The organism is Duganella lactea (genome assembly GCF_009857505.1).
GTDB lineage: Bacteria > Pseudomonadota > Gammaproteobacteria > Burkholderiales > Burkholderiaceae_D > Rugamonas > Rugamonas lactea.
In genome coordinates this window covers 38,738-59,856 of the sequence record NZ_WWCP01000011.1, presented here as the reverse complement: position 1 = coordinate 59,856, position 21,119 = coordinate 38,738, and the positions used below count along the sequence as shown (strand labels likewise).

The window sequence follows — 21,119 nt, the reverse complement described above, 5'->3', positions numbered from 1 at the left end:
ATGGGTGCAGTCGATAAAGCGGTGGTGTCGTCGCCGAACGCAGTCCGCACGCCGATGCTGGCGTTGCTGGGCAATCCGAATTGCGGCAAGACCGCCTTGTTCAACCGCCTGACCGGCGCGCGCCAGAAGGTGGCTAACTACGCCGGCGTCACCATCGAGCGCAAGGAAGGCGGCTTCACCACCGCCGCCGGCAACGGCTTCCGCGTGCTGGACCTGCCCGGCGCCTACAGCCTCAACGCGCAAACGCCGGACGAGGAAATCACGCGCGACGTGGTGGCCGGCCTGCGCAAGGGCGACGCCGCGCCGGACGTGGTGGTGTGCGTGGTCAACGCCACCAACCTGCGCCTGAACCTGCGCCTGGTGCTGGAAGTAAAACGCCTGGGCCTGCCGATGGTGCTGGCGCTGAACATGGTCGACGTCGCCAAGAAGCGCGGCCTGGTGGTCGATGCCGATGTGCTGTCCAGGGAACTGGGCATGCCGGTGGTGGAGACCGTGGCGGTGCAGGCCGGCGGCGAGAAGTCGCTGCTGCGCGCGCTTGACCTGATGTGGCCGCTGCCGGTGTCGACGCCGCAGCCGCTGGCGGCGATCGACGCCGTCGGCGTCGAGGACACGCAGCGCGAGGTGCGCCGCATCCTCGACCTGGCGCTGACCGAACCGGCGCACGCCGGCGACGCGCTGAGCGAAAAAATCGACAACGTGGTGCTGCATCCGGTACTCGGCCCGGTGATCCTGGCGGTGCTGATGTTCCTGGTGTTTCAGGCCGTGTTCAGCTGGGCGGCGGCGCCGATGGACATGATCAAGGACGGCGTCGAGCATCTGGCCAAGTGGATGACCGCCTCCATGCCGGACGGCGTGCTGCACAGCCTGCTGGTGGATGGCGTCATGGGCGGCGTCGGCGGCGTGCTGGTGTTCCTGCCGCAGATTCTGATTCTGTTCTTCTTCATTCTGTTCCTGGAGGACTGCGGCTACCTGCCGCGCGCGGCCTTCCTGCTGGACCGCCTGATGGGTGGCGTCGGCTTGTCGGGCCGTGCCTTCATCCCGCTGCTGTCGAGCTTTGCCTGCGCCATTCCGGGCGTGATGGCGGCGCGCACCATCCAGAACCGCCGCGACCGTCTGGTGACGATCATGATCGCGCCGCTGATGACCTGTTCGGCGCGCCTGCCGGTGTATGCGCTGCTGATCTCGGCCTTCATTCCCGACCGCGCGGTGGCCGGCCTGTTCAATCTGCAGGGACTGGTGCTGTTCGCGCTGTACTTCGCCGGTATCGTCTCGGCGATGGCGGTGGCGTATGTGATGAAGCGCTTCATGGGCGCGCAGGGCAAGCACCCGCTGATGATGGAGCTGCCGGCCTACCACTGGCCGCACCTGCGCAATCTGGCGCTGGGCCTGTGGGAGCGCGCCAAGATCTTCATCACCCGCGTCGGCACGGTGATCCTGACGCTGACCATATTGCTGTGGGTGCTGAGTTCCTTCCCCGGCGCGCCGGAAGGCGCGACCCATCCGCCGATCTACTACAGCCTGGCCGGCATCATCGGTCGCGGCCTGGAGTTCATCTTCGCGCCGATCGGCTTCAACTGGCAGATCTGTATCGCGCTGGTGCCGGGCATGGCCGCGCGCGAAGTGGCGGTGGGCGCGCTGGGCACGGTGTACGCGCTGTCGCAGACCGGCGACGAGGTGGCGCAGACGCTGGCGCCGATCATCTCGGCGACCTGGTCGCTGGCCACCGCGTTGTCGCTGCTGGCCTGGTATGTGTTCGCGCCGCAGTGCATCGCGACGCTCAGTACCGTGCGCCGCGAAACCGGCAGCGCGCGTTACGCGTGGCTGATGGCGGCTTATTTGTTTGCGCTGGCGTATGTGGCGTCGTTCATCACGTACCACGTCGCGCGCGCGTTGGGAGGCTGATATGTGGCAAGAACTGATGGTGGCATTGATCGTGGCGGGCGCGCTGGTGCATTTCAGCACCAAGTACCTGCCGCTGGCCTGGCGCCGCCGCATCGTCTACACGCTGGGCAAGCGCGGCTTCAATGAAACCAAACTGGCCAGGTTCTTCAAGACCAGCGGCGGCGGTGGCTGCGGCAGCGGCTGCTCCGACTGCGGCCCGTCGACATCGACGTCTTGCGACAGCAAATCCACCACCACATCCAAGCAGCGCGTGATCAAGCTGCACGTGCAGCGCTAACCACATCCCCTGCGGCGGCGCAAAGCCGCCTGCTCCGCATCGTTTTAATCTTGTCCGCAGATGATTGCTTTCTCAATTTCTGCGGATAAGATGAAAAATGGTGATTACCTTCGATCCCAGCAAAGACAGACTCAACCGGGGCAAGCACGGCGTTTCGCTATCTGCTGCCTCGCAGTTTGACTGGGATAGCGCGCTAGTCTGGCCCGACCTGCGTTACCACTACACTGAATTGCGGGAGTGTGCGCTGGGATTTATTGGCAATCACTTATATTTTCTGGTTTTTACTGCTGAAGCTGATCTAATCAGAGTTATCAGCTTGCGGCGAGCTAATAAAGAGGAAGGAACGCACTATGTACGACAAAAGACCTGAAATTATCTGGCCGACAGACGAGGAGGATGCTGCGATTACTGCCGCGGCGCTGTCTGATCCGGATGCGCAGCCCTTGACTGCGGCAGAACTGGCTCAGTTTCGTCCTTGGCGAGCCAGGTTGCTGGCGCCGCCGGGCTCGGAGACTGTGACGCTGACGATGGCGTTTGATGCCGCGACGATCGCGGCATTCCAGCGCCAGGGCGATGACTGGCAGCAGGGCATCAATGCTGTGCTGCGAGAGTGGGCGATCCGGCGCGGTTACGTGCCGTTTCCTGAATAAACCTCAGCCGCAGAAAGGGTCGAAGGATTCGGCTTGCGCCATCGGCCAGTAGTGGCCGAACACCGGCGGCAGGCGCGACAGTTGGCTCGGGTCGAGCAGCTCGCCCGGCTCCAGGTAGGGCAGTAGCGCCGAGGCCAGCTTGACCTGATTTTCCGAGATGCGCCGCACCAGGTGGCGCGGGCGCAGTTGCGACGGGTGTGTCAGGCCGGCGGCGGCGATCAGCTGGGCCAGCGCTTCCATCGTGTTCTGGTGGAAGTGGGCCACGCGCTGGATCTTGTCCGGCACCACCAGCGCGCGCTGGCGGCCCTTGTCCTGGGTGGCGACGCCGGTCGGGCAGCGGTCGGTATGGCAGCTCTGCGACTGGATGCAGCCCAGGGCGAACATGAAGCCGCGCGCCGAATTGCACCAGTCCGCGCCCAGCGCCAGGGTGCGGGCGATGTCGAAGGCGGTGATGATCTTGCCCGAGGCGCCGAGTTTGACCTGGTCGCGCAGGTTGGCGCCCACCAGCGTGTTATGCACCAGCAGCAGCGCTTCCTGCAACGGCGTGCCAATATGGTCGGTGAATTCCACCGGCGCCGCGCCGGTGCCGCCTTCGCCGCCATCGACCACGATAAAGTCCGGCACGATGCCGGTCGCCAGCATCGCCTTGACGATGCCGAAAAATTCCCACGCGTGGCCGATCGCCAGTTTGAAGCCGGTCGGCTTGCCGCCGGACAGCTCACGCAGGCGGTCGATGAACTTCAGCATTTCGATCGGCGTGCTGAAGGCGGAATGGCGCGACGGCGAGATGCAGTCGCGGCCCACCGGCACGCCGCGCGTCTGCGCGATTTCGATGGTCACCTTGGCGCCCGGCAGCACGCCGCCGTGGCCCGGCTTGGCGCCCTGCGACAGCTTCAGCTCGATCATTTTCACCTGCGGCGTGGTGGCGTTGGCGATGAAGTTGGCTTCCGAGAAGGTGCCGTCGTCATTGCGGCAACCGAAGTAGCCGGAGCCGATTTCCCACACCAGATCGCCACCGTTCTGGCGGTGGTAGGGGCTGATGCTACCCTCGCCGGTATCGTGCATGAAGCCGCCCAGTTTGGCGCCGCCGTTGAGCGCGAGAATCGCGTTGGCCGATAGCGCGCCAAAGCTCATCGCCGAAATATTGAACACGCTGGCCGAATACGGCTGCGCGCGCCGGCAATCGGGGTGATTGCCGATCTCGATGCGGAAGTCGTGCGGTTGCTCCGGCGCCGGCGCGATCGAGTGGTTGATCCATTCATAGCCGGGCGCGTAGACGTTCATCTGCGTGCCGAACGGCCGCTTGTCGCTGTCCTGCTTGGCGCGCTGGTAGACGATGCTGCGCTGGTTACGCGAGAACGGTTCGGCCACCGTGTCGTCCTCCAGGAAGTACTGGCGGATTTCAGGGCGGATCGATTCGAAGAAGAAGCGGAAGTGCGCCAGGATCGGGTAGTTGCGCCGCAGCGCGCGCTTGGTTTGCAGCAGATCGGCGATGCCGACCGCCACCAGCGCGGCGGCCACGGCCGGAATTTCCCAGGGGGCGTGCAAGGCCAGCGAGGCCAGCAGGGTGACGATGGCTGCGGTAAAGGCAAGGTAACGGGGGGATAACAGATTCATGAACTCTCCGACGGCGGCTTGGATACTGTTGAGTGTACTTCAGGCGGAGGAGGACAGGGCAAGGGCAACAATGTTAAGCTAGCGGCATCGCGGCGCACGGCCGTTCTTTTTCCTGGATATCGCACATGATCGTCGTTCATCACTTGAATAATTCACGCTCGCAGCGCGTGTTGTGGCTGCTGGAGGAGCTGGGTCTGGACTACGAGATCGTGCGCTACCAGCGCGATCCGCAGACCATGCTGGCGCCGCCGGCGTTGAAGGCCATCCACCCGCTGGGCAAGTCGCCGGTGATCACCGATGGCGACGTGGTGGTGGCCGAATCGGGCGCGATCGCCGAGTACCTGATCGACACCTACGGCAATGGCCGCCTGATCCCGCCGGCCGGCACCGAGGACCGCCGCCGCTGGACTTACTTCCTGCACTACGCCGAAGGCTCGGCGATGGCGCCGCTGCTGATGAAGCTGATCTTCGACCGCGTCGAAAGCAGCCCGGCGCCGTTCTTCGTCAAGCCGATCGCGAAGGCGATCGCGGCCAAGGTCAAGGGCAGCTACATTCAGCCGCAGATCGCCATGCACCTGGATTACCTGGAGGCCGAGCTGGGCCAGCGCGAATGGTTCGCCGGCAACGCGTTCAGCGCCGCCGACATCCAGATGAGCTTCCCGCTGGAAGCCGCCGCCGCCCGCGCCGGTCTGGACGCCAGCCGGCCGCAGCTGACGGCCTTCCTGAAACGCATCCACAGCCGCCCCGCCTTCCAGCGCGCCCTCGAACGCGGCGGCCCCTACGAGCTGCTGAAGTAAGCCGCTACCAGATCGTCCGCACGTGTGGATAATAGTCGCGCAGTTGCGACAATAATGCGGTCTGCCGGGTCTTTATGCAGCCCGGCGGTTAGTTGAACCGAAGATACGGCGATGTGATGATCGACCGGGATGAAGCGCAGGCGGTCTATTGCTTCTACAGCCTTCTGCCAACCTGCAAAATCTGGCGTTGGCCATAGTCGGTTATATTCAACCAGCAAGGCGACTTCGCAAAGCGAAAAAGCAGACACGACAATGCTGCCGCTTTGCGTGTCGAGCATGATCATTTGAAGGGCTCATATCCGTCCGGCTCGATTGGAAAGACGATATCCTCATCGTTCAGTCTTAAGTCCTCACGAATATGAGAGATCTCGGGGCCATGATGGAATCTGCGGATCTGTATCACTGCACGGCCATCGGTTTCAATGTAAATTGGCCCGTCTGATTCGATGAGGCGCCGATAAATCTCTGGCGCACTTTTCTTGAACTCCGACAGTGAAATTGCGGTGACCATGTCGCCCCTCCTTGCTCAGGACATGGAAAAATTATAGGCTTTTTATGAGCCGGGCAACGCCGATGCGTCCGGAGTTTGAGGCAGGTCGGGTAGAATGGCGGCTTGATCAAGCCCGGATGACGTTGAACATGGGTAGACTCCTTGCCATTGACGGCCTCAATATTGTGCGCCGCGTCTACGAAGCCAGCCCCGAACCGGACAGCCCCGAAAAGGCCGACATCGCCCTGCGCCACGCGCTGTCGTCCTTCCGCACCCTGGTCAACGACCACGCCCCCACCCATCTGCTGCCGGCCTTCGATTATGGCGGCCGCACCTGGCGCCACGATCTGTACGACGGCTACCGCGCCGGCCGCGCGCCGATGCCGTCGCCGCTGCGCGATGCGCTGCCGGCCTTCTACGACAAGTTGCGCGGCCTCGGCATGCACGTGGTGGCGCTGCCGGAGGTGGAGGCCGACGATGTCATCGGCACCGTGGTGCTGCGCTGGCTGGCCGAGGGCCGCGGCGAGGCCACCGTCGCCAGCACCGACAAGGATCTGCATTGCCTGATCGCCCAGGGCGCGCGCGTGTGGGACCACTTCAAGTCGGAATGGCACGACCAGGCTTGGGTGGCGCAGAAGTGGGGCGTGCCGCCCGACCAGTTGCCCGACCTGCTGGCGCTGATGGGCGATGTGACCGATTCGGTGCCCGGCGTGTCCAAGGTGGGCGTCAAAACCGCCGCCAAACTGTTGCGTACTTACGGCAATCTGGACGCCATCATGGCCGGCGCCGGCATTCTGAAGGATACCTTGGGGGAAACTCTACGAAAAGAACGTGAAATGCTGTATCTTTCTCGACAACTGGTCCAGTTGAAAACGGACGTCAAGGTCGGCGTGAGCTGGAACATGCTGCTCTGGTCCCACTAACAAGGTTTGCAAGATGTTAAAAGCTGTCATTATCGACCCCAGCGCCGTCGCGCGCGGCCTGCTCAACACCGTGCTGCTGGACGGCGGCTACGACGTGGTGGGCGCCACCCATACCTGCGCCAGCGCCATGGTCCAGTTTATCAAGCACCATCCGCACATCGTCTGCATCGCCAGGGAGCAGATCGAAAAAGAGGGCGAGGCGCTGAGTGAAATCCGCAAGAACTGGCCGAAGACGCTGGTGTTCATGGTCTCCAGCGAGCTGGACGCGGCCACCATCCAGTCGGCGCATGCGCTGGGCGTGAGCGGCTTCATCGTCAAGCCGTTCAAGGCCGACACCGTGCTCAATACGATACGTAACGTGGTGATCGCGATGGTCAAGCGTCAGCGCGCGGCGATGGCCAAGGCGGAAGAGGGCGCGGCCGGCGAATCCGCGCCGGCATCAGCACCAGCCACCCCCGGCGGCGAGCCCGGCGCTTCGTAAGTCGCGGCTCAGGCGATGATGCCGCCGCCCAGGCAGACGTCGCCGTCGTACAGCACCGCCGATTGTCCCGGCGTGACGGCCCACTGGGCCTCCATGAACCTCAGCGCGAAGTCGGACGCGCCGTCCGGCGCGATCTCGCATGCCACATCGGCCTGGCGATAGCGGGTCTTGGCCGACAGCGCGCCCGCCGCCGGCGGCGCGCCGGCGATCCAGCTGGCCTGGTCGGCGCGCAAGGTCGACGACAGCAGCCATGGATGGTCGTGGCCCTGCACGATGTACAGCACGTTGTTGACCACGTCCTTCTTCGCCACATACCAGGCGTCGCTGGAGCCGTCGGCGTTCTGGTATGCCTTGACGCCGCCGACGCCGATGCCCTTGCGCTGGCCCAGCGTGTAGAACGACAGACCGACGTGTTCGCCCACCACCTTGCCGTCCGCCGTCATCATCGGCCCCGGTTTGTAGGACAGGTAGCGGTTCAGGAATTCGCGGAACGGCCGCTCGCCGATGAAGCAGATGCCGGTCGAATCCTTCTTGGCCGCATTCGGCAGCTTGAGTTTTTCGGCGATCTTGCGTACTTCGGTTTTCGGGATTTCGCCCAGCGGGAACAAGGTCTTCGACAACTGCGCCTGATTCAGGCGGTGCAGGAAGTAGCTCTGGTCCTTGGTGTGATCGACCGCCTTCAGCAGCTCGCTCTGACCGTTGTGATGGCGCACGCGCGCGTAGTGACCGGTGGCGATCAGGTCGGCGCCGAGCGACATCGCGTGGTCGAGGAAGGCCTTGAATTTGATTTCGGCGTTGCACAGCACATCCGGGTTCGGCGTGCGGCCGGCCTGGTATTCGCGCAGGAAGTCGGCGAACACGCGGTCCTTGTATTCGCTGGCGAAGTTGACCGCCTCGATATCCACGCCGACCACATCGGCGACGGACGCCGCGTCGATCCAGTCCTCGCGGGTGGAGCAGTATTCCGAGTCGTCGTCGTCTTCCCAGTTCTTCATGAACAGGCCGATCACTTCGTAGCCCTGCTCCTTCAGCAGCCATGCCGAGACCGAGGAGTCCACCCCGCCCGACATGCCGATCACGACCCGTTGTTTGCCCGACCCTTTGCTCATTATTCCTTATCCATTCGCAGTGCTAACCGCTTCCCGATAGACCGAAGCGTGTGTTTGTAACAGTGCCAGCGGCGCCCGTTGGCCCGCCAGATATTCGTCGACGCATTGCAGCACGGTGGGGCTGCGGTGACGGTCGGCGCAGGCCGCCAGTTCGTCGCGCGTCAGCCACATGGTGCGCAGGATGCCCTCGTCCAGTGGACGGTCATGTTGTTCGCCCGGATAGCCGCAGAAGGTGAAGCGCAGATAGGTCACTTCCTCGCCGGTGCGGTTGGAGGTGTAGCGCGCCATGTACATGCCGACCAGCGCGGTCGGCGTGAAGTCATACGCGGTTTCCTCCAGCGTTTCACGGATGACGGCCTGCTCCAACGATTCATACGGATCGAGATGACCGGCAGGCTGGTTGATGCGGATGCCATCGCTGGTTTCTTCTTCGATCAGCAAGAATTTGCCATCTTTTTCGACGATGGCGGCAACAGTAACAGAGGGTTTCCAGATACGCGGCATGAGTCATCCTTGAAAGAGCCGATATTTTAGCTTGTTCCAAGCATTTGGTTTGCGCTGGAACAAATTTACAGGGTAATTAATGACAAATAGTCATACTTGAATTGATGAAACCGTGGTTTCATGGGCTAAAAAAGCGTGATAGATTGTAGTCAGTTTATTAATCCTCTGGAGGCACCATGAGAATAAGCGTACCGGCCGAGACCAGGCCGGGGGAGACCCGGGTGGCCGCCACCCCGGAAACCGTTAAAAAGTTGGCCGCCAAGCATCAGGTTGTGGTGCAGTCCGGGGCCGGTCTGGCCGCCTCCGTCACCGACGATGCCTATGTTGCGGCTGGTGCACAAATCGTGCCCGCCGACGCGGTATGGGCGGCCGATGTGATCCTGAAAGTGCGTGCCCCCAATCCCGAGGAGCGGGCGCGGATCGCGCCGGGCACGGTGGTGATCGGCATGCTCAATCCCTTCGACGCGGAAAACAACGCCGCCATGGCGACGGCCGGCCTGCAGGCGTTTGCGCTGGAGGCGGTGCCGCGCATCACGCGCGCGCAGTCGATGGACGTGCTGTCGTCGCAGGCCAACATCGCCGGCTACAAGGCGGTGATGGTGGCGGCCAATACCTACCAGCGCTTCATGCCGATGTTGATGACGGCGGCCGGCACGGTGAAGGCGGCGCGGGTGCTGATCATGGGCGTCGGCGTGGCCGGCTTGCAGGCCATCGCCACCGCCAAGCGCCTGGGGGCGGTGATCGAGGCGTCCGACGTGCGGCCACCGGTGAAGGAGCAGGTGGAGTCGCTGGGCGCCAAGTTCATTGACGTGCCTTATCTGACCGACGAGGAAAAAGAGATCGCGCAGGGTGTCGGCGGCTATGCGCGGCCGATGCCGGCCGACTGGATGCGCCGTCAGTCCGAACTGGTGCACGAACGCGCCAGGCTGGCCGACATCATCATCACCACCGCGCTGATCCCTGGCCGGCCAGCGCCGGTGCTGATTGGCGAGGAGACGGTGAAGGCGATGAAGCCGGGCTCCGTGATCGTCGATCTGGCGGTGTCGCAGGGCGGCAACTGTCCGCTGTCGGAATTGAATAAAACGGTGGTCAAGCATGGCGTGCATATCGTCGGCGAGCCGGATCTGGCCACGCATGTGGCGGCCGACGCGTCGGCGCTGTACGCGCGCAATGTGCTGGACTTCCTCAAGCTGATCATCGACAAGGAAGACAAATTGGTGATCGATCGCGAGGACGAGATCCTCAAGGCCACGCTGCTGTGCAGCGGCGGTGAACTGCTGCGCAAATAACCGGGGGAGACAGCATGGAAATCAGCCACACCATCATCAATCTGATTATTTTTGTTCTGGCGATTTATGTCGGCTACCACGTGGTCTGGACGGTGACGCCGGCGCTGCATACGCCGCTGATGGCCGTCACCAACGCGGTATCGGCGATCATCATCGTGGGCGCGATGCTGGCGGCGGCGCTGACCGAGGGACTGGTCGGGCAGATCGCCGGCACGGTGGCGGTGGCGCTGGCCGCCGTCAATGTGTTCGGCGGCTTCCTGGTCACCCAGCGCATGCTGGAGATGTTCAAGAAAAAGGAACCGAAAGCCAAGCAGGGAGATAAGCAATGAACTTCATCTCCATGAACCTGGTGACGATGCTGTATCTGATCGCCTCGGTGTGCTTTATTCAGGCGCTGAAAGGCTTGTCGTCGCCGGCGACGGCGCGCGCCGGCAACGCCTTCGGCATGACCGGCATGGCGATCGCGTTTGTGACGACGATTGCGCTGATTCTCAAGTTGCAGGCGGAGGCCGCGGCGCGCATCGGCACCGGCGGCGGCATGGGTCTGGGGCTGGTGGCGATGGGTGTGGTTGTCGGCGGCGGCATTGGCGCGGTGCTGGCCAAAAAGGTCGAGATGACCAAGATGCCGGAACTGGTGGCGGCGATGCATTCGCTGATCGGTCTCGCGGCGGTGTGCATCGCGGTGGCGGCGGTGTCCGAGCCGCATGCGTTTGGCATTGCGGCGGTGGGCGAGGCGCTGCCGACCGGGAATCGGATCGAGCTGTTTATCGGCACCTTTGTCGGCGCGATTACCTTTTCCGGTTCGGTGATCGCGTTCGGCAAGCTGTCGGGCAAATACAAGTTCCGCCTGTTCCAGGGCGCACCGGTGAGTTTCCCCGGTCAGCATTTGCTGAATTTGATTCTGGCGATTGTGATGGTGGGCCTGGGCCTGGTGTTCGTCGCGGCCGGCGGCACCGAGCCGGCATGGGCGCCGTTCCTGATCATGACCGCGATCGCCTTCGTGCTGGGCGTGTTGATCATCATCCCGATCGGCGGCGCGGACATGCCGGTGGTGGTGTCGATGCTGAATTCCTACTCCGGCTGGGCGGCGGCGGGCATCGGTTTTTCACTGAATAACTCGATGCTGATCATCGCCGGTTCGCTGGTGGGCTCCAGCGGCGCGATCCTGTCGTACATCATGTGCAAGGCGATGAACCGTTCGTTCTTTAACGTGATTCTCGGCGGCTTTGGCGGCGCGCCGGCGGAGGCGGGGGGCGGCGGCGCGAAGGAACAGCGGCCGGTCAAATCCGGCTCGGCCGATGATGCGTCGTTCATCATGGCGAATGCGGAGAGTGTGATCATCGTGCCGGGCTACGGCCTGGCGGTGGCGCGCGCGCAGCACTCGCTGAAAGAGCTGGTGGAGAAGCTGACGCACAAGGGCGTGACGGTGAAGTATGCGATCCACCCGGTGGCGGGGCGTATGCCGGGCCATATGAACGTGTTGCTGGCTGAGGCCGAGGTGCCGTACGATCAGGTGTTCGAGATGGAGGATATCAACGGGGAATTTGGCCAGACCGATGTGGTGCTGATTCTCGGTGCCAATGACGTGGTCAACCCGGCGGCCAAAGATCCGAAATCGCCGATCGCCGGCATGCCGATTCTGGAGGCGTACAAGGCCAAGAGCATCATCGTCAACAAGCGCTCGATGGCTTCCGGCTACGCGGGGCTGGATAATGAGCTGTTCTACCAGGCCAATACCATGATGGTCTTCGGTGATGCCAAGAAGGTCATTGAGGACATGGTGAAAGCTGTCGAGTAATCGCCCCCGTCATCGTCATTCCGGCGTTCGCCGGAATGACGGGAGTTAGCGGCGGCCGTACATCATCAGTTCGGCCAGCAGGCCGCGCGCTGGGGCGACCATGTCGATCGCGGCCAGCGAGAGGCCCAGCAGCGCCTGCGTCGGCGAGTCGTTGGCGAAGATGCGCGCCATGGTGTCGGTCACCCGCACGGTGGTCGAGCGGTCGCGCTGGCGCAGTTCGGTGTATTGCGACAGCATCGCCGGCGTCGCGCCTTGCGCCAGCAGGCGCGCCAGCACGGTAACGTCGCGCAGTCCAAGATTCAGACCCTGTCCGGCCACCGGATGCAGCGTCTGCGCGGCGTTGCCGATGGTGACGGTGCGCGCGGTGCTGCGCGCGGCGGCGTTCAATCCGAGCGGGAAACCAAGGCGCGGCGTGGCGTGCGTGAAGCTGCCGACACGGTCGCCGAAGGCTTGGCCCAGCGCGTTCAGGAAGTCCTGGTCGCTCAATGCCAGCAGCGCGCCGGCGTTTTCCGGACGCACGCACCACACCAGCGAATACTCGTCATCCTGCGGCAGCAGCGCCAGCGGTCCTTGTTCGGTGAAACGTTCATAGGCGCGGTGCGGTGGCGGTGTGCTGCTGCGCACCTGCGCGATGATCGCGGTTTGCTGGTAGTCGCGGTTGGTGCTGCGGACTTGCTGTTCGTTGAACAGCCCCCCCTCCGCCTGCACCACGATGCCGGCGCGCACGGTTTGCGCCGCGCCGTTGGCGTCGATGGTCAGGGTGACGGCGTCGCCGCCCTCATCCAGCGCGGTCACGCGGGTCGGACGCAGCGAGGCGACGCCGATGCGTTGGCACATGGCGCCCAGCGCGGTGACGATGTCGCCGTAGCGGGTGACGTAGCCCAGCGCCGGCAGGTCGTAGTCCTTGCGGTCGATCAGGCTGCGGCCGAATTGCCCGCGCCGCGAGACGTGGATTTGTTCGATGGCGGTCGCGGCGGTCGGCCAGGCGCTGATCTCTTCGAGGATCTGCCGGCTGCCCCACGATAGCGCCAGCGAGCGCGGATCGTTGCTGGCCTGGGCCAGCGTCTTGGCGTCGATCAGCGCGATGCGGTCTGCGGCCACGCCGCGCTTGACCAGCAATGCCGCCAGCGCCATGCCGGCCGGCCCCGCGCCGCAGATGGCGATGTCGTAGATAGGTTCACTCATGATTGCTGCATCAGTTGTTCGATGTCGGCCACCGTCTTGGGCGCGGCGGCGCTGAGGATGGTGTGGCCGTCGGCGGTCACCAGCACGTCGTCTTCGATGCGGATGCCGATGTGCCAGTATTCCTCCGGCACGCCTTCGGCCGGGCGCACGTAGATGCCCGGTTCCACCGTCAACACCATGCCGGCTTGCAGCGGGCGCGATGGCTTGTCGGCCAGCGTGACGTCGCGGTACTGGCCGACATCGTGCACGTCCATGCCCAGCCAGTGGCCGGTGCCGTGCATATAGAACTGGGTGTAGCGCTTGTCGGCGATGACGTCGTCCAGCGTGCCGTGCAGCAGGCCCAGATCCAGCATGCCTTGCGCCAGCACCCGCACCGCCGCCTCGTGCGCGCCGGAGTACGGCAGACCGGGAGCGATGGCGTCGAGGGCGGCGGCTTGCGCGGCCAGCACCAGTTCATACAGCCGCTTTTGCGGTGCGCTGAAGCGGCCATTCACCGGGAAGGTGCGGGTGATGTCGGAGGCGTAGCCATCGAGTTCGCAGCCGGCGTCGATCAGCACCAGATCGCCGTCGCGCGTTGGCGCGTTGTTGGCGCTGTAGTGCAGCACGCAGGCATTGGCGCCCGCCGCGACGATGGCGTTGTAGGCCGGCGCTTGCGCGCCGTTGCGGCGGAACTCGTACAGCAGTTCCGCTTCAAGTTCATATTCGTGGATGCCGGCGCGGGCGGCGCGCATGGCGCGGATGTGGGCCCGGGCCGAGATGTCGGCGGCGCGCCGCATGATGGCTTGTTCGTGTTCGTCCTTGAGCAGGCGCATTGCGTCCAGCAGCGGCAGCAGGTCGACGGTGGACGCGGGCGCGGTGACGCCGGTGCGCGATTTGGCGCGCACGGCGGACAGCCAGCCGGCCACGCGCGCATCGAGTGCGCCGCCCAGCGCGTAATACAGCGCCGGTGCGTTGGCCAGCAACTGCGCCATGTCGTCGTCCAGCGCGTCGATGGGGTGCGCCTCGTCGAAGCCGAAGGTCGCGCGCGCGGCTTCGGGGCCGTGGCGCAAGCCTTCCCAGATCTCGCGCTCGACATTTTTCTCGCGGCAGAACAGGATCGACAGGGCCGGCGTGTCGCCCACGGCCGCCACCAGCACCAGCGCCGCTTCCGGCTCGGTGAAGCCGGTCAGGTAGTAGAAGTTGCTGTCGTGGCGATACAGGTAATCGCTGTCGCCGTTGCGCGTGACTTCCGGCGCGGTCGGCAGCACCGCCACCGCACCCGGCGCCATTTGCGACAGCAGGCGCGCGCGGCGGGCGGCGTAGGGCGTCGTCATTACTGCACGCCCTTGCCGGCCGGCGCCAGCGCGGCCAGCGGGGCGTTCAGCAGGTCCAGCTGCGTGACGGTGCCGACGTTATGCCATTCGCCTTCGTAGACTTCGCCGCCGACCTGCCGCTTGTCGGCGTATTCGCGGATCAGCGGGCCCAGCTTGGCGTGCTCGCCGGCGGCGATGCGGTCGAACATCTCCATGCGGTAGACGCCGATGTTGCCGAAGGTCCATTTCGGCGTGCCGTCGTTGGTCAGCGCATACATGGTCATGCCGAAGTCGCCTTCCGGGTGCCAGTCGGGATTGGGTACCATGTACAGCCAGCAGATGTCGCGCTGGTCGGCCGGGTAGCGATTGCCCCACATGTCCTTGTCGTGCAACACGTCCTTGACCTGCTCGAAGTCGAAGTAGGGCGCGTAGATGTCGCCGGAGATGGCGACGAACGGTTCCTCGCCCAGCAGGTGCCGCGCCTGGGCGATGCCGCCGGCCGTTTCCAGCGCCGTCTCTTCGCGCGAGTACAGCAGTCGGGCGCCGAACTGGCTGCCGTCGCCCAGCGCCGCTTCAATCTGCTCGCCCAGGTGGGCGTGGTTGATGACGATGTCGGTGATGCCGGCCTTGACCAGATTCACAATGTGCCAGACGATCAGCGGCCGGCCGCGCACTTTGAGCAGCGGCTTGGGCGTGGTGTCGGTCAGCGGACGCATGCGCTCGCCGCGGCCGGCGGCGAAAATCATCGCTTTCATGCGGCGGCCTTCAGAAGGTGTAGCCGACTTGCGGCTGGCTGTCTTCCAGCAGGTCCAGCAGCTTGATCAGCGGCTTCAGGTCCTTGTAGCGGCCGGCCGTCTTGCGCACATAGTCCATCACGGTCGGCAGGTCGTCCAGGTATTGCGCCTTGCCGTCGCGGTAGTTGAGGCGGCAGAACAGGCCGAGGATCTTCAGGTGGCGCTGCAGGCCCATGTACTCGAAGTCCTTGTAGAAGGCGTCGATGTCCTTGTTCACCGGCAGCCCCAGCGACTTGGCGTGCTGCCAGTAGCGGATCGCCCAGTCCAGCACCAGCTCCTCGTCCCACTGCACGTAGGCGTCGCGCAGCAGCGAGGCCAGGTCGTAGGTCATCGGACCGTACAGCGCGTCCTGGAAGTCCAGCACGCCCGGATTGCCGGCGTCCACCACCATCAGGTTGCGCGAATGGAAGTCGCGGTGCACGAACACCTGCGCCTGCGCGGTGACGTTGGCCAGGATGGCGTCGAACACGCCCTGCAGCTCGGCGGTCTGTTGGTCCGTCAGCGTGGCGTTCAGATGCTTGCTGATGTACCACTCGGGGAACAGGCTCATCTCGCGTTGCAGGAAGGCGCGGTCGTATTCCGGCAGCACGTCCGGACGGCTGGTGATCTGGAACTTGACCAGCGCCTCCAGCGCCTCGGCGTACATGGTCGAGGCGTTGTCGTGGTTCAGCGCCGACAGATAGGTGGTGTTGCCCAGGTCGGACAGCAGCATCAGGCCGGCCTCGTAGTCGGTGGCGATGATGCGCGGCACGGTGACGCCGGCGTGCGTGAGCATTTCGTCAACCTTGACGAAGCCCAGCACATTCTCGCGCTCGGGCGGCGCGTCCATGGCGATCAGCGTCGGGCCCAGCGCGGCTTGTTGTTCAGGCAAGACGTTCAGGCGGAAATAGCGGCGGAAGCTGGCGTCGGCCGAGGCCGGGTGCATACTTTCCACGTCGACCACGTTCAGGCCGCGCAGCCAGGTGGCCAGCAATTGCAGGCGGGTGTCGGAGGTTAAATTCTGTAATAAAGACATTGAAGCGTGCCGAGGAAACCGGCGTCTGGTGACAATTCCCATATAATAAGGGATTCAAATCAAAAAATCGCCTTTCATGGTGCTAAGCCCTTTCTTTTCATGACTCGCATGCCCAAACTGCAGCGCTTGGCGTATGCCCTGTCCGCTATCTTTACCGTATCGGCGCTGCCGTTGCACGCCTACGCCCAGACGCCCAAGCAGCGCGCGCCGCGCGTGGAAGACAAGACTGCGCCGACCGTCCTGATGGCGGAAGACATCAGCGGCCGCCCCGAGCGCGAGATCGTGCTGCAGCGCGACGCCGAGGTGATCAAGGACAAGACCAAGGTCAAGTCCGACACCGCCTGCTTCCGCCAGGTGGAGAACGAGGTCCAGGCCGAGGGCGATGTGAAAATCTGGCGCTTCGGCGACTATTTCACCGGCGACGAGCTGAAACTGAACCTGGACAGCGGCCAGGGCTATATGCTCAACCCGACGTACAAGCTGGAGGCCAACCATGCCCAGGGCAAGGCCGAGCGCATCAACTTCATCAACGAGGACGAGGCGCAGGTGGTCAACGGCACCTACAGCACCTGCCAGAGCGTGACGCCGGACTGGTATCTGCGCTCGGATACGCTGAACCTCGATTCCGGGCGCGATGTCGGCACCGCCAGCAAGACGCTGATTTATTTCAAGGACGTGCCCATCCTTGGCACGCCGGCGCTGTCGTTCTCGCTGTCCGGCGCGCGCCGCTCCGGCTGGCTGTCGCCGACACCGGGCTTCGGCTCCAAGAACGGTCCCGAGCTGGTGGTGCCGTACTACTTCAACATCGCGCCCAACCGCGATCTGACGCTGTATCCCAAACTGATCGGCAACCGCGGCCTGCAGGTCGGCGCGCTGGCCCGCTACATGGGCGAAACCGATGGCGGCCTGTACCGGGGTGAGACATATCTCGAGGTCATGCCGCGCGACCGCGCCTATGCCGAGGCCAACCCGGACAAGAAGAGCGACCGCTGGATGGTGCGCTCGAACCATACGCAGGACATCACGCCGGACTGGGCGTACAGCTGGAACGTGCGCGCCGCCTCGGACGATAACTATCCGAACGATTTTTCCAAGACCGTCGCCAACTCGACCGAGCGCCAGTTGCTGCGCGAGTTGCGCACCGACTACCATGGCGACATCTGGACGCTGACCGCGCGCGTGCAGAAGTATCAGGTGCTGCAGGACCCGGATTCGACCACCCCCGTGCCGCGGCCGTATGACCGTCTGCCGGCGGTCAACTTCCACGCCGCGCAGTACGACGTGGCCGGCGGCTTTGACTGGGCCTTCGATTCCGAGCTGACCCGCTTCTACCATCCGACGCTGATCAACGGTACCCGGCTGGTGGCGATTCCGCAGGTCAGCTATCCGATCATCGGGCCCAGCTACTTCATCACGCCGAAGGTGATGGTCAACGCCGCCACCTACAGCCTGGACGCGTACAACACGCAGTCGTCCGAGAACATGTCGCGGGCGATCCCGACCTTCTCGCTGGACTCCGGCCTGGTGTTCGAGCGCGACGTCACCTGGCGCGGCAAGCAGATGACGCAGACGCTGGAACCGCGCCTGTTCTACGTCTACACGCCGTACCGCGACCAGAGCCGCTTCCCGACCTTCGACACCGACGCCGCCAGCTTCAACTTCAGCCAGATCTTCAGCGAGAACCGCTTCGTCGGTTCCGACCGCATCGGCGACGCCAACCAGCTGACCGCCGCGCTGACCTCGCGCTTCCTCGACGCCAACGGCGCCGAGATGCTGCGCCTGGCGTTCGGCCAGCGCTTCTATTTCCGCGACCAGCAGGTGCAGCTCGACTCGTCCACGCCGGTGGTCGATTCGCGCTCCGACATCCTGCTGGCGGCCACCGGCCGCATTTCGGACACCTGGACCTTCGACAGCGCGGTGCAGTACAACCAGGCCGATAAGAGCGTCGTGTCGCAGAGCTACTCGGCGCAGTGGGTACCGGGGGCGAAGAAGGTGCTGAACCTGAGCTACCGCTATCTGCGCGACAGCTTCAAGAACGTCGAGCTGTCGAGCCAGTGGCCGATCTTCGACCGCTGGTACGGCGTCGGTCGCATCAACTATTCGATGCTGACCAAGAAAATCCTGGAAAGCCTGGTCGGCCTCGAATACAACGCCGACTGCTGGGTGTTCCGCACCGGCGCCCAGCGCTTCGTCACCACCTCGACCAAGCAGTCGACCCAGATCTTCTTCCAGCTGGAGCTGAACGGCCTGTCGCACCTGGGCGTCGGCAGCCCGCTGGAGGCGATGAAGAGCACGATTCCCGGCTATCAGCGCCTGAATGATGGTTATGGCCGCTAACCCATGTACACTGGGCGGCCGCCGCGCGATTTCGGGTCGCGGCGCCTTTTGACTTTTTTACACCTTTGAGCGTTCTTCTACCATGCGTAATGCCAGTAAGTACCAGATGAAAGTCCTCGCAGTCCTGTTGTGCACGGCCGCGCTCAGCGGTTGTAGCCTGTTCTCGTCGAAAAAGAAACCGGAGCCGGCCCCGGTCCCGGCCGCCGCCGCGCCGGCCGCGGCCAAGAGCGCGCCCGCCGCGCCGGCCGCCGTCGCCAAGAAAGACGGCAGCGGCTTCCTGCCGCCAGGCTCCTCGGGCAATGTGGAGATCGATTCGATCGTGGTGGTGGTCAATGATGACGTCATCACCCAGCGCGAGCTGGCCAACCGCATCAAGAGCGTGACCGCGCGCATGAAGGCGCAGAACGTGCAGATGCCGTCCCCGGCCGACCTGCGCCGCCAACTGCTGGAGCGCATGATCGTCGAGCGCTCGCAGCTGCAACTGGCCAAGGAAATGGGCGTGCGCGTGGACGACCTGCAACTGGACCGCGCCATCCAGCGCATCGCCGAGGCGCAGAAGATGACCGTGCAGCAGCTGCGCGACCAGATGGAAAAAGACGGCACGCCGTATGCGGCGTTCCGCGAAGAAATCCGCGAAGAGATCATCATGCAGCGCCTGCGCGAGCATGAGGTCGACGCCAAGATCCAGATTTCCGACGCCGAGGTGGACAGCTTCATCGCCGCCGAAAAAGCCGCCGCCGCCAACCAGTTCGAGATCAATATCTCGCAGATCATGATCCGCATTCCGGACAACGCCTCGGCCGAGGTGATCGCCCAGCGCCGCGCGCGCGCCGAGGAAGTGATGCGCCAGCTGCGCACCGGCGCCGACTTCGCCAAGATGGCCGCCACCTATTCGGACGCCAGCGACGCGCTACAGGGCGGCGCGGTCGGCTGGCGCCAGCCCGAGCGCCTGCCGCCGGTGTTCGCCGAGGCGCTGAGCAAGCTCAGCCCCGGCCAGGTGACGCCGATCATCAAGAGCGTGGGCGCGTTCCACATCCTCAAGGCGGTGGACCGCCGCAGTCTGGCCGAGGCGCAAGCCGTGGCCGCCGTACAGCAGACCCACGCCCGCCACATCCTGATCAAGGTCACGCCGACCATGAGCGCGGCCGACGCCAAGCGCAAGCTGCTGGAGCTGAAGGAGCGCCTGGACAACAAGGCCGCCAAGTTCGAAGACCTGGCGCGACTGGTGTCGAACGACGGCTCGGCCTCCAAGGGCGGCGACCTGGGCTGGCTGTATCCGGGCGACACCATGCCGGAATTCGAGGCGGCGATGAACGCGCTGAAGATCGGCGAAGTGTCGCAGCCGGTGGAAACCAGCTTCGGCGTGCACCTGATCGAGGTGCTGGAGCGCAAGAGCGACGACGTCTCGAAAGAGCGCGAGCGCAACAACGCGCGCCAGGCGCTGCGCGAGCGCAAGCTGGAGGAGGCGACCGAGAGCTGGCAGCGCGAAGTGCGCGACCGCGCCTACGTCGAGTACCGCAACGACGACGACAAGGCCGCCAACGCCGCCGCCAACAAGTAAGCAGAAAGGGGAGCACGCTTGAGCGCCACTTCATCCAAACGGCGCCCGGGAGTGCGCCCTGCCATCGCCGTGACGGTCGGGGAACCGGCCGGCATCGGTCCCGAGATTTCGATTCGCGCGGCGTGGGCGCGGCGGCACGAGGTCAACTGCGTGCTGCTGGGCGACGCCGCCTTCCTGGCCATGACGGCCGCCGACATCGATCCCGACATCCGTTTATCCTCGCTGTCCTTGATGGCGGTGCGCAACGGCGGCCTGCCGCACTTCGGCGCCGAGCGCCTGACGGTGATCGACGTGCCGCTGACCGCGCACGTCGTGGCCGGCCAGTTGAACAAGGAAAACGGCCGCGCCGTGCTCGACACGCTGGACGCCGCCATCGAAGGCACGCGGGCCGGCTGGTTCGAGGCGGTGGTCACCGCGCCGCTGCAAAAGAGCACCATCAACGACGCCGGCGTGAAGTTCTCCGGCCACACCGAATACTTTGCCGACCAGACCGGCACGCCGCAGGTGGTGATGCTGCTGGCCGGTCCGCAGCAAGGCGACGGCGCACCGTTGCGCGTGGCGTTGGCGACCACCCACCTGCCGCTGAAGGACGTCGCCGCCGCGCTGAGCCGGGACGGCCTGGCGCGCGTGCTGGACATCATCCACGCCGACCTGCGGCACAAATTCGGCATCGCCAGCCCGCGCATCCTGGTATGCGGCCTGAACCCGCATGCCGGCGAGAACGGCTACCTGGGCCGCGAGGAAATCGAGGTCATCACGCCGGCCATCGAGGCGGCGCGGGCACGCGGCATCGATGCGCGCGGCCCGTATCCGGCCGACACGCTATTCCAGCCGAAGTATCTGCAAGACGCCGACTGCGTGCTGGCCATGTACCACGACCAGGGCTTGCCGGTGCTGAAGTACGCCACCTTCGGCAACGGTGTCAACATCACGCTGGGCCTGCCGCTGATCCGCACCTCGGTCGATCACGGCACGGCGCTGGACCTGGCCGCGCAAGGGCTGGGCAAGGCCGACTGCGGCAGCATGGAACAGGCGATCGGCACGGCGCTGGCGATGGCCAACGCGGTGCACGCCGCCCCTTAACTTTTAGATGAAAAT

The 21,119-nt window shown here is 64.6% G+C and carries 22 protein-coding genes; 13 read left to right on the top strand and 9 right to left on the bottom strand.

Translation table 11 applies throughout. From position 1 onward, the window contains the following. From feoB to GTP44_RS11410, 4 genes are all read left to right on the top strand, one after another. A complete protein-coding gene (feoB, locus tag GTP44_RS11425) occupies nucleotides 1–1,902 on the top strand; it encodes a ferrous iron transporter B (RefSeq protein ID WP_161019522.1) in 1,902 nt (633 codons plus the stop codon). 1 nt (nucleotide 1,903) lies between these two features. Then, entirely contained in the window at nucleotides 1,904–2,179 is a 276-nt protein-coding gene (locus GTP44_RS11420; RefSeq protein WP_161019521.1) for a DUF6587 family protein, read from the top strand. Nucleotides 2,180–2,276: 97 nt separating this feature from the next. Next, on the top strand, nucleotides 2,277–2,549 hold the full coding sequence (locus GTP44_RS11415) for a BrnT family toxin (protein WP_161019520.1): 273 nt from the start codon (nucleotides 2,277–2,279) through the stop codon (nucleotides 2,547–2,549). Continuing rightward, the gene (locus GTP44_RS11410) at nucleotides 2,530–2,829 is read left to right on the top strand and encodes a BrnA antitoxin family protein (protein WP_160989068.1); all 300 of its coding nucleotides are present in this window, start codon (nucleotides 2,530–2,532) and stop codon (nucleotides 2,827–2,829) included. Before GTP44_RS11415 ends, GTP44_RS11410 begins: the two co-directional genes overlap by 20 nt. Before the next feature lie 3 nt (nucleotides 2,830–2,832). On the opposite strand, the gene GTP44_RS11405 is transcribed toward GTP44_RS11410, so the two are convergent. Beyond that, complete coding sequence (locus GTP44_RS11405) at nucleotides 2,833–4,440, bottom strand: FMN-binding glutamate synthase family protein (protein ID WP_371867205.1); 1,608 nt, start codon at nucleotides 4,438–4,440, stop codon at nucleotides 2,833–2,835. Between the two features lie 131 nt (nucleotides 4,441–4,571). Between GTP44_RS11405 and GTP44_RS11400 the strand changes: the two genes are divergently transcribed. Beyond that, entirely contained in the window at nucleotides 4,572–5,243 is a 672-nt protein-coding gene (locus tag GTP44_RS11400; protein ID WP_161019518.1) for a glutathione S-transferase family protein, read from the top strand. Here the strand turns inward: GTP44_RS11400 and GTP44_RS11395 are convergent. Both GTP44_RS11395 and GTP44_RS11390 read right to left on the bottom strand, forming a co-directional pair. Further along, entirely contained in the window at nucleotides 5,225–5,527 is a 303-nt protein-coding gene (locus GTP44_RS11395) for a PIN domain-containing protein (protein ID WP_161019517.1), read from the bottom strand. The genes GTP44_RS11400 and GTP44_RS11395 overlap by 19 nt on opposite strands. Further along, the gene (locus GTP44_RS11390; RefSeq protein WP_161019516.1) at nucleotides 5,524–5,754 is read right to left on the bottom strand and encodes a hypothetical protein; all 231 of its coding nucleotides are present in this window, start codon (nucleotides 5,752–5,754) and stop codon (nucleotides 5,524–5,526) included. Before GTP44_RS11390 ends, GTP44_RS11395 begins: the two co-directional genes overlap by 4 nt. A 128-nt stretch (nucleotides 5,755–5,882) precedes the next feature. On the opposite strand from GTP44_RS11390, the gene GTP44_RS11385 reads away from it, so the two are divergent. Together GTP44_RS11385 and GTP44_RS11380 are read left to right on the top strand one after the other, a co-directional pair. Then, nucleotides 5,883–6,656, top strand: a complete 774-nt coding sequence (locus GTP44_RS11385) for a 5'-3' exonuclease (protein ID WP_161019515.1) — start codon at nucleotides 5,883–5,885, stop codon at nucleotides 6,654–6,656. Between the two features lie 13 nt (nucleotides 6,657–6,669). Next, on the top strand, nucleotides 6,670–7,137 hold the full coding sequence (locus GTP44_RS11380) for an ANTAR domain-containing response regulator (protein ID WP_161019514.1): 468 nt from the start codon (nucleotides 6,670–6,672) through the stop codon (nucleotides 7,135–7,137). 8 nt (nucleotides 7,138–7,145) lie between these two features. On the opposite strand, the gene mnmA is transcribed toward GTP44_RS11380, so the two are convergent. Then, nucleotides 7,146–8,246, bottom strand: a complete 1,101-nt coding sequence (gene mnmA, locus GTP44_RS11375; protein ID WP_160989072.1) for a tRNA 2-thiouridine(34) synthase MnmA — start codon at nucleotides 8,244–8,246, stop codon at nucleotides 7,146–7,148. Between the two features lie 6 nt (nucleotides 8,247–8,252). Beyond that, a complete protein-coding gene (locus GTP44_RS11370) occupies nucleotides 8,253–8,750 on the bottom strand; it encodes an NUDIX hydrolase (protein WP_160989073.1) in 498 nt (165 codons plus the stop codon). A 176-nt stretch (nucleotides 8,751–8,926) separates the two neighbouring features. Between GTP44_RS11370 and GTP44_RS11365 the strand changes: the two genes are divergently transcribed. The 3 genes from GTP44_RS11365 to GTP44_RS11355 are packed head-to-tail and all read left to right on the top strand — an operon-like array spanning nucleotide 8,927 to nucleotide 11,837. Then, on the top strand, nucleotides 8,927–10,039 hold the full coding sequence (locus tag GTP44_RS11365) for a Re/Si-specific NAD(P)(+) transhydrogenase subunit alpha (protein WP_161019513.1): 1,113 nt from the start codon (nucleotides 8,927–8,929) through the stop codon (nucleotides 10,037–10,039). 14 nt (nucleotides 10,040–10,053) lie between these two features. Further along, nucleotides 10,054–10,368, top strand: a complete 315-nt coding sequence (locus GTP44_RS11360; protein WP_160989075.1) for an NAD(P) transhydrogenase subunit alpha part 2 — start codon at nucleotides 10,054–10,056, stop codon at nucleotides 10,366–10,368. After that, complete coding sequence (locus tag GTP44_RS11355) at nucleotides 10,365–11,837, top strand: NAD(P)(+) transhydrogenase (Re/Si-specific) subunit beta (protein WP_161019512.1); 1,473 nt, start codon at nucleotides 10,365–10,367, stop codon at nucleotides 11,835–11,837. Before GTP44_RS11360 ends, GTP44_RS11355 begins: the two co-directional genes overlap by 4 nt. Before the next feature lie 45 nt (nucleotides 11,838–11,882). On the opposite strand, the gene GTP44_RS11350 is transcribed toward GTP44_RS11355, so the two are convergent. The 4 genes from GTP44_RS11350 to GTP44_RS11335 are packed head-to-tail and all read right to left on the bottom strand — an operon-like array spanning nucleotide 11,883 to nucleotide 16,123. After that, nucleotides 11,883–13,022, bottom strand: a complete 1,140-nt coding sequence (locus tag GTP44_RS11350) for a UbiH/UbiF/VisC/COQ6 family ubiquinone biosynthesis hydroxylase (RefSeq protein WP_161019511.1) — start codon at nucleotides 13,020–13,022, stop codon at nucleotides 11,883–11,885. Further along, nucleotides 13,019–14,335 carry a Xaa-Pro aminopeptidase gene (gene pepP / locus GTP44_RS11345; protein WP_161019510.1) on the bottom strand — a complete coding sequence of 439 codons (1,317 nt, stop codon included), beginning with the start codon at nucleotides 14,333–14,335 and terminating at the stop codon, nucleotides 13,019–13,021. Before pepP ends, GTP44_RS11350 begins: the two co-directional genes overlap by 4 nt. Further along, complete coding sequence (gene murU / locus GTP44_RS11340; RefSeq protein WP_161019509.1) at nucleotides 14,335–15,069, bottom strand: N-acetylmuramate alpha-1-phosphate uridylyltransferase MurU; 735 nt, start codon at nucleotides 15,067–15,069, stop codon at nucleotides 14,335–14,337. Before murU ends, pepP begins: the two co-directional genes overlap by 1 nt. A 10-nt stretch (nucleotides 15,070–15,079) precedes the next feature. After that, on the bottom strand, nucleotides 15,080–16,123 hold the full coding sequence (locus tag GTP44_RS11335; RefSeq protein WP_161019508.1) for an aminoglycoside phosphotransferase family protein: 1,044 nt from the start codon (nucleotides 16,121–16,123) through the stop codon (nucleotides 15,080–15,082). 108 nt (nucleotides 16,124–16,231) lie between these two features. On the opposite strand from GTP44_RS11335, the gene GTP44_RS11330 reads away from it, so the two are divergent. The 3 genes from GTP44_RS11330 to pdxA all read left to right on the top strand — a co-directional run bounded on the left by GTP44_RS11330 (nucleotide 16,232) and on the right by pdxA (nucleotide 21,104). Next, nucleotides 16,232–18,460 (top strand): LPS-assembly protein LptD, encoded by a 2,229-nt coding sequence (locus GTP44_RS11330; RefSeq protein ID WP_229256878.1) that lies wholly within the window; start codon nucleotides 16,232–16,234, stop codon nucleotides 18,458–18,460. A gap of 106 nt (nucleotides 18,461–18,566) precedes the next feature. Next, nucleotides 18,567–20,021 carry a peptidylprolyl isomerase gene (locus GTP44_RS11325; RefSeq protein WP_161019506.1) on the top strand — a complete coding sequence of 485 codons (1,455 nt, stop codon included), beginning with the start codon at nucleotides 18,567–18,569 and terminating at the stop codon, nucleotides 20,019–20,021. Between the two features lie 51 nt (nucleotides 20,022–20,072). Next, nucleotides 20,073–21,104: a 4-hydroxythreonine-4-phosphate dehydrogenase PdxA gene (pdxA, locus tag GTP44_RS11320; protein WP_371867204.1), complete on the top strand. Its 1,032-nt coding sequence runs from the start codon at nucleotides 20,073–20,075 to the stop codon at nucleotides 21,102–21,104. The last annotated feature ends 15 nt before the right edge of the window (nucleotides 21,105–21,119 follow it).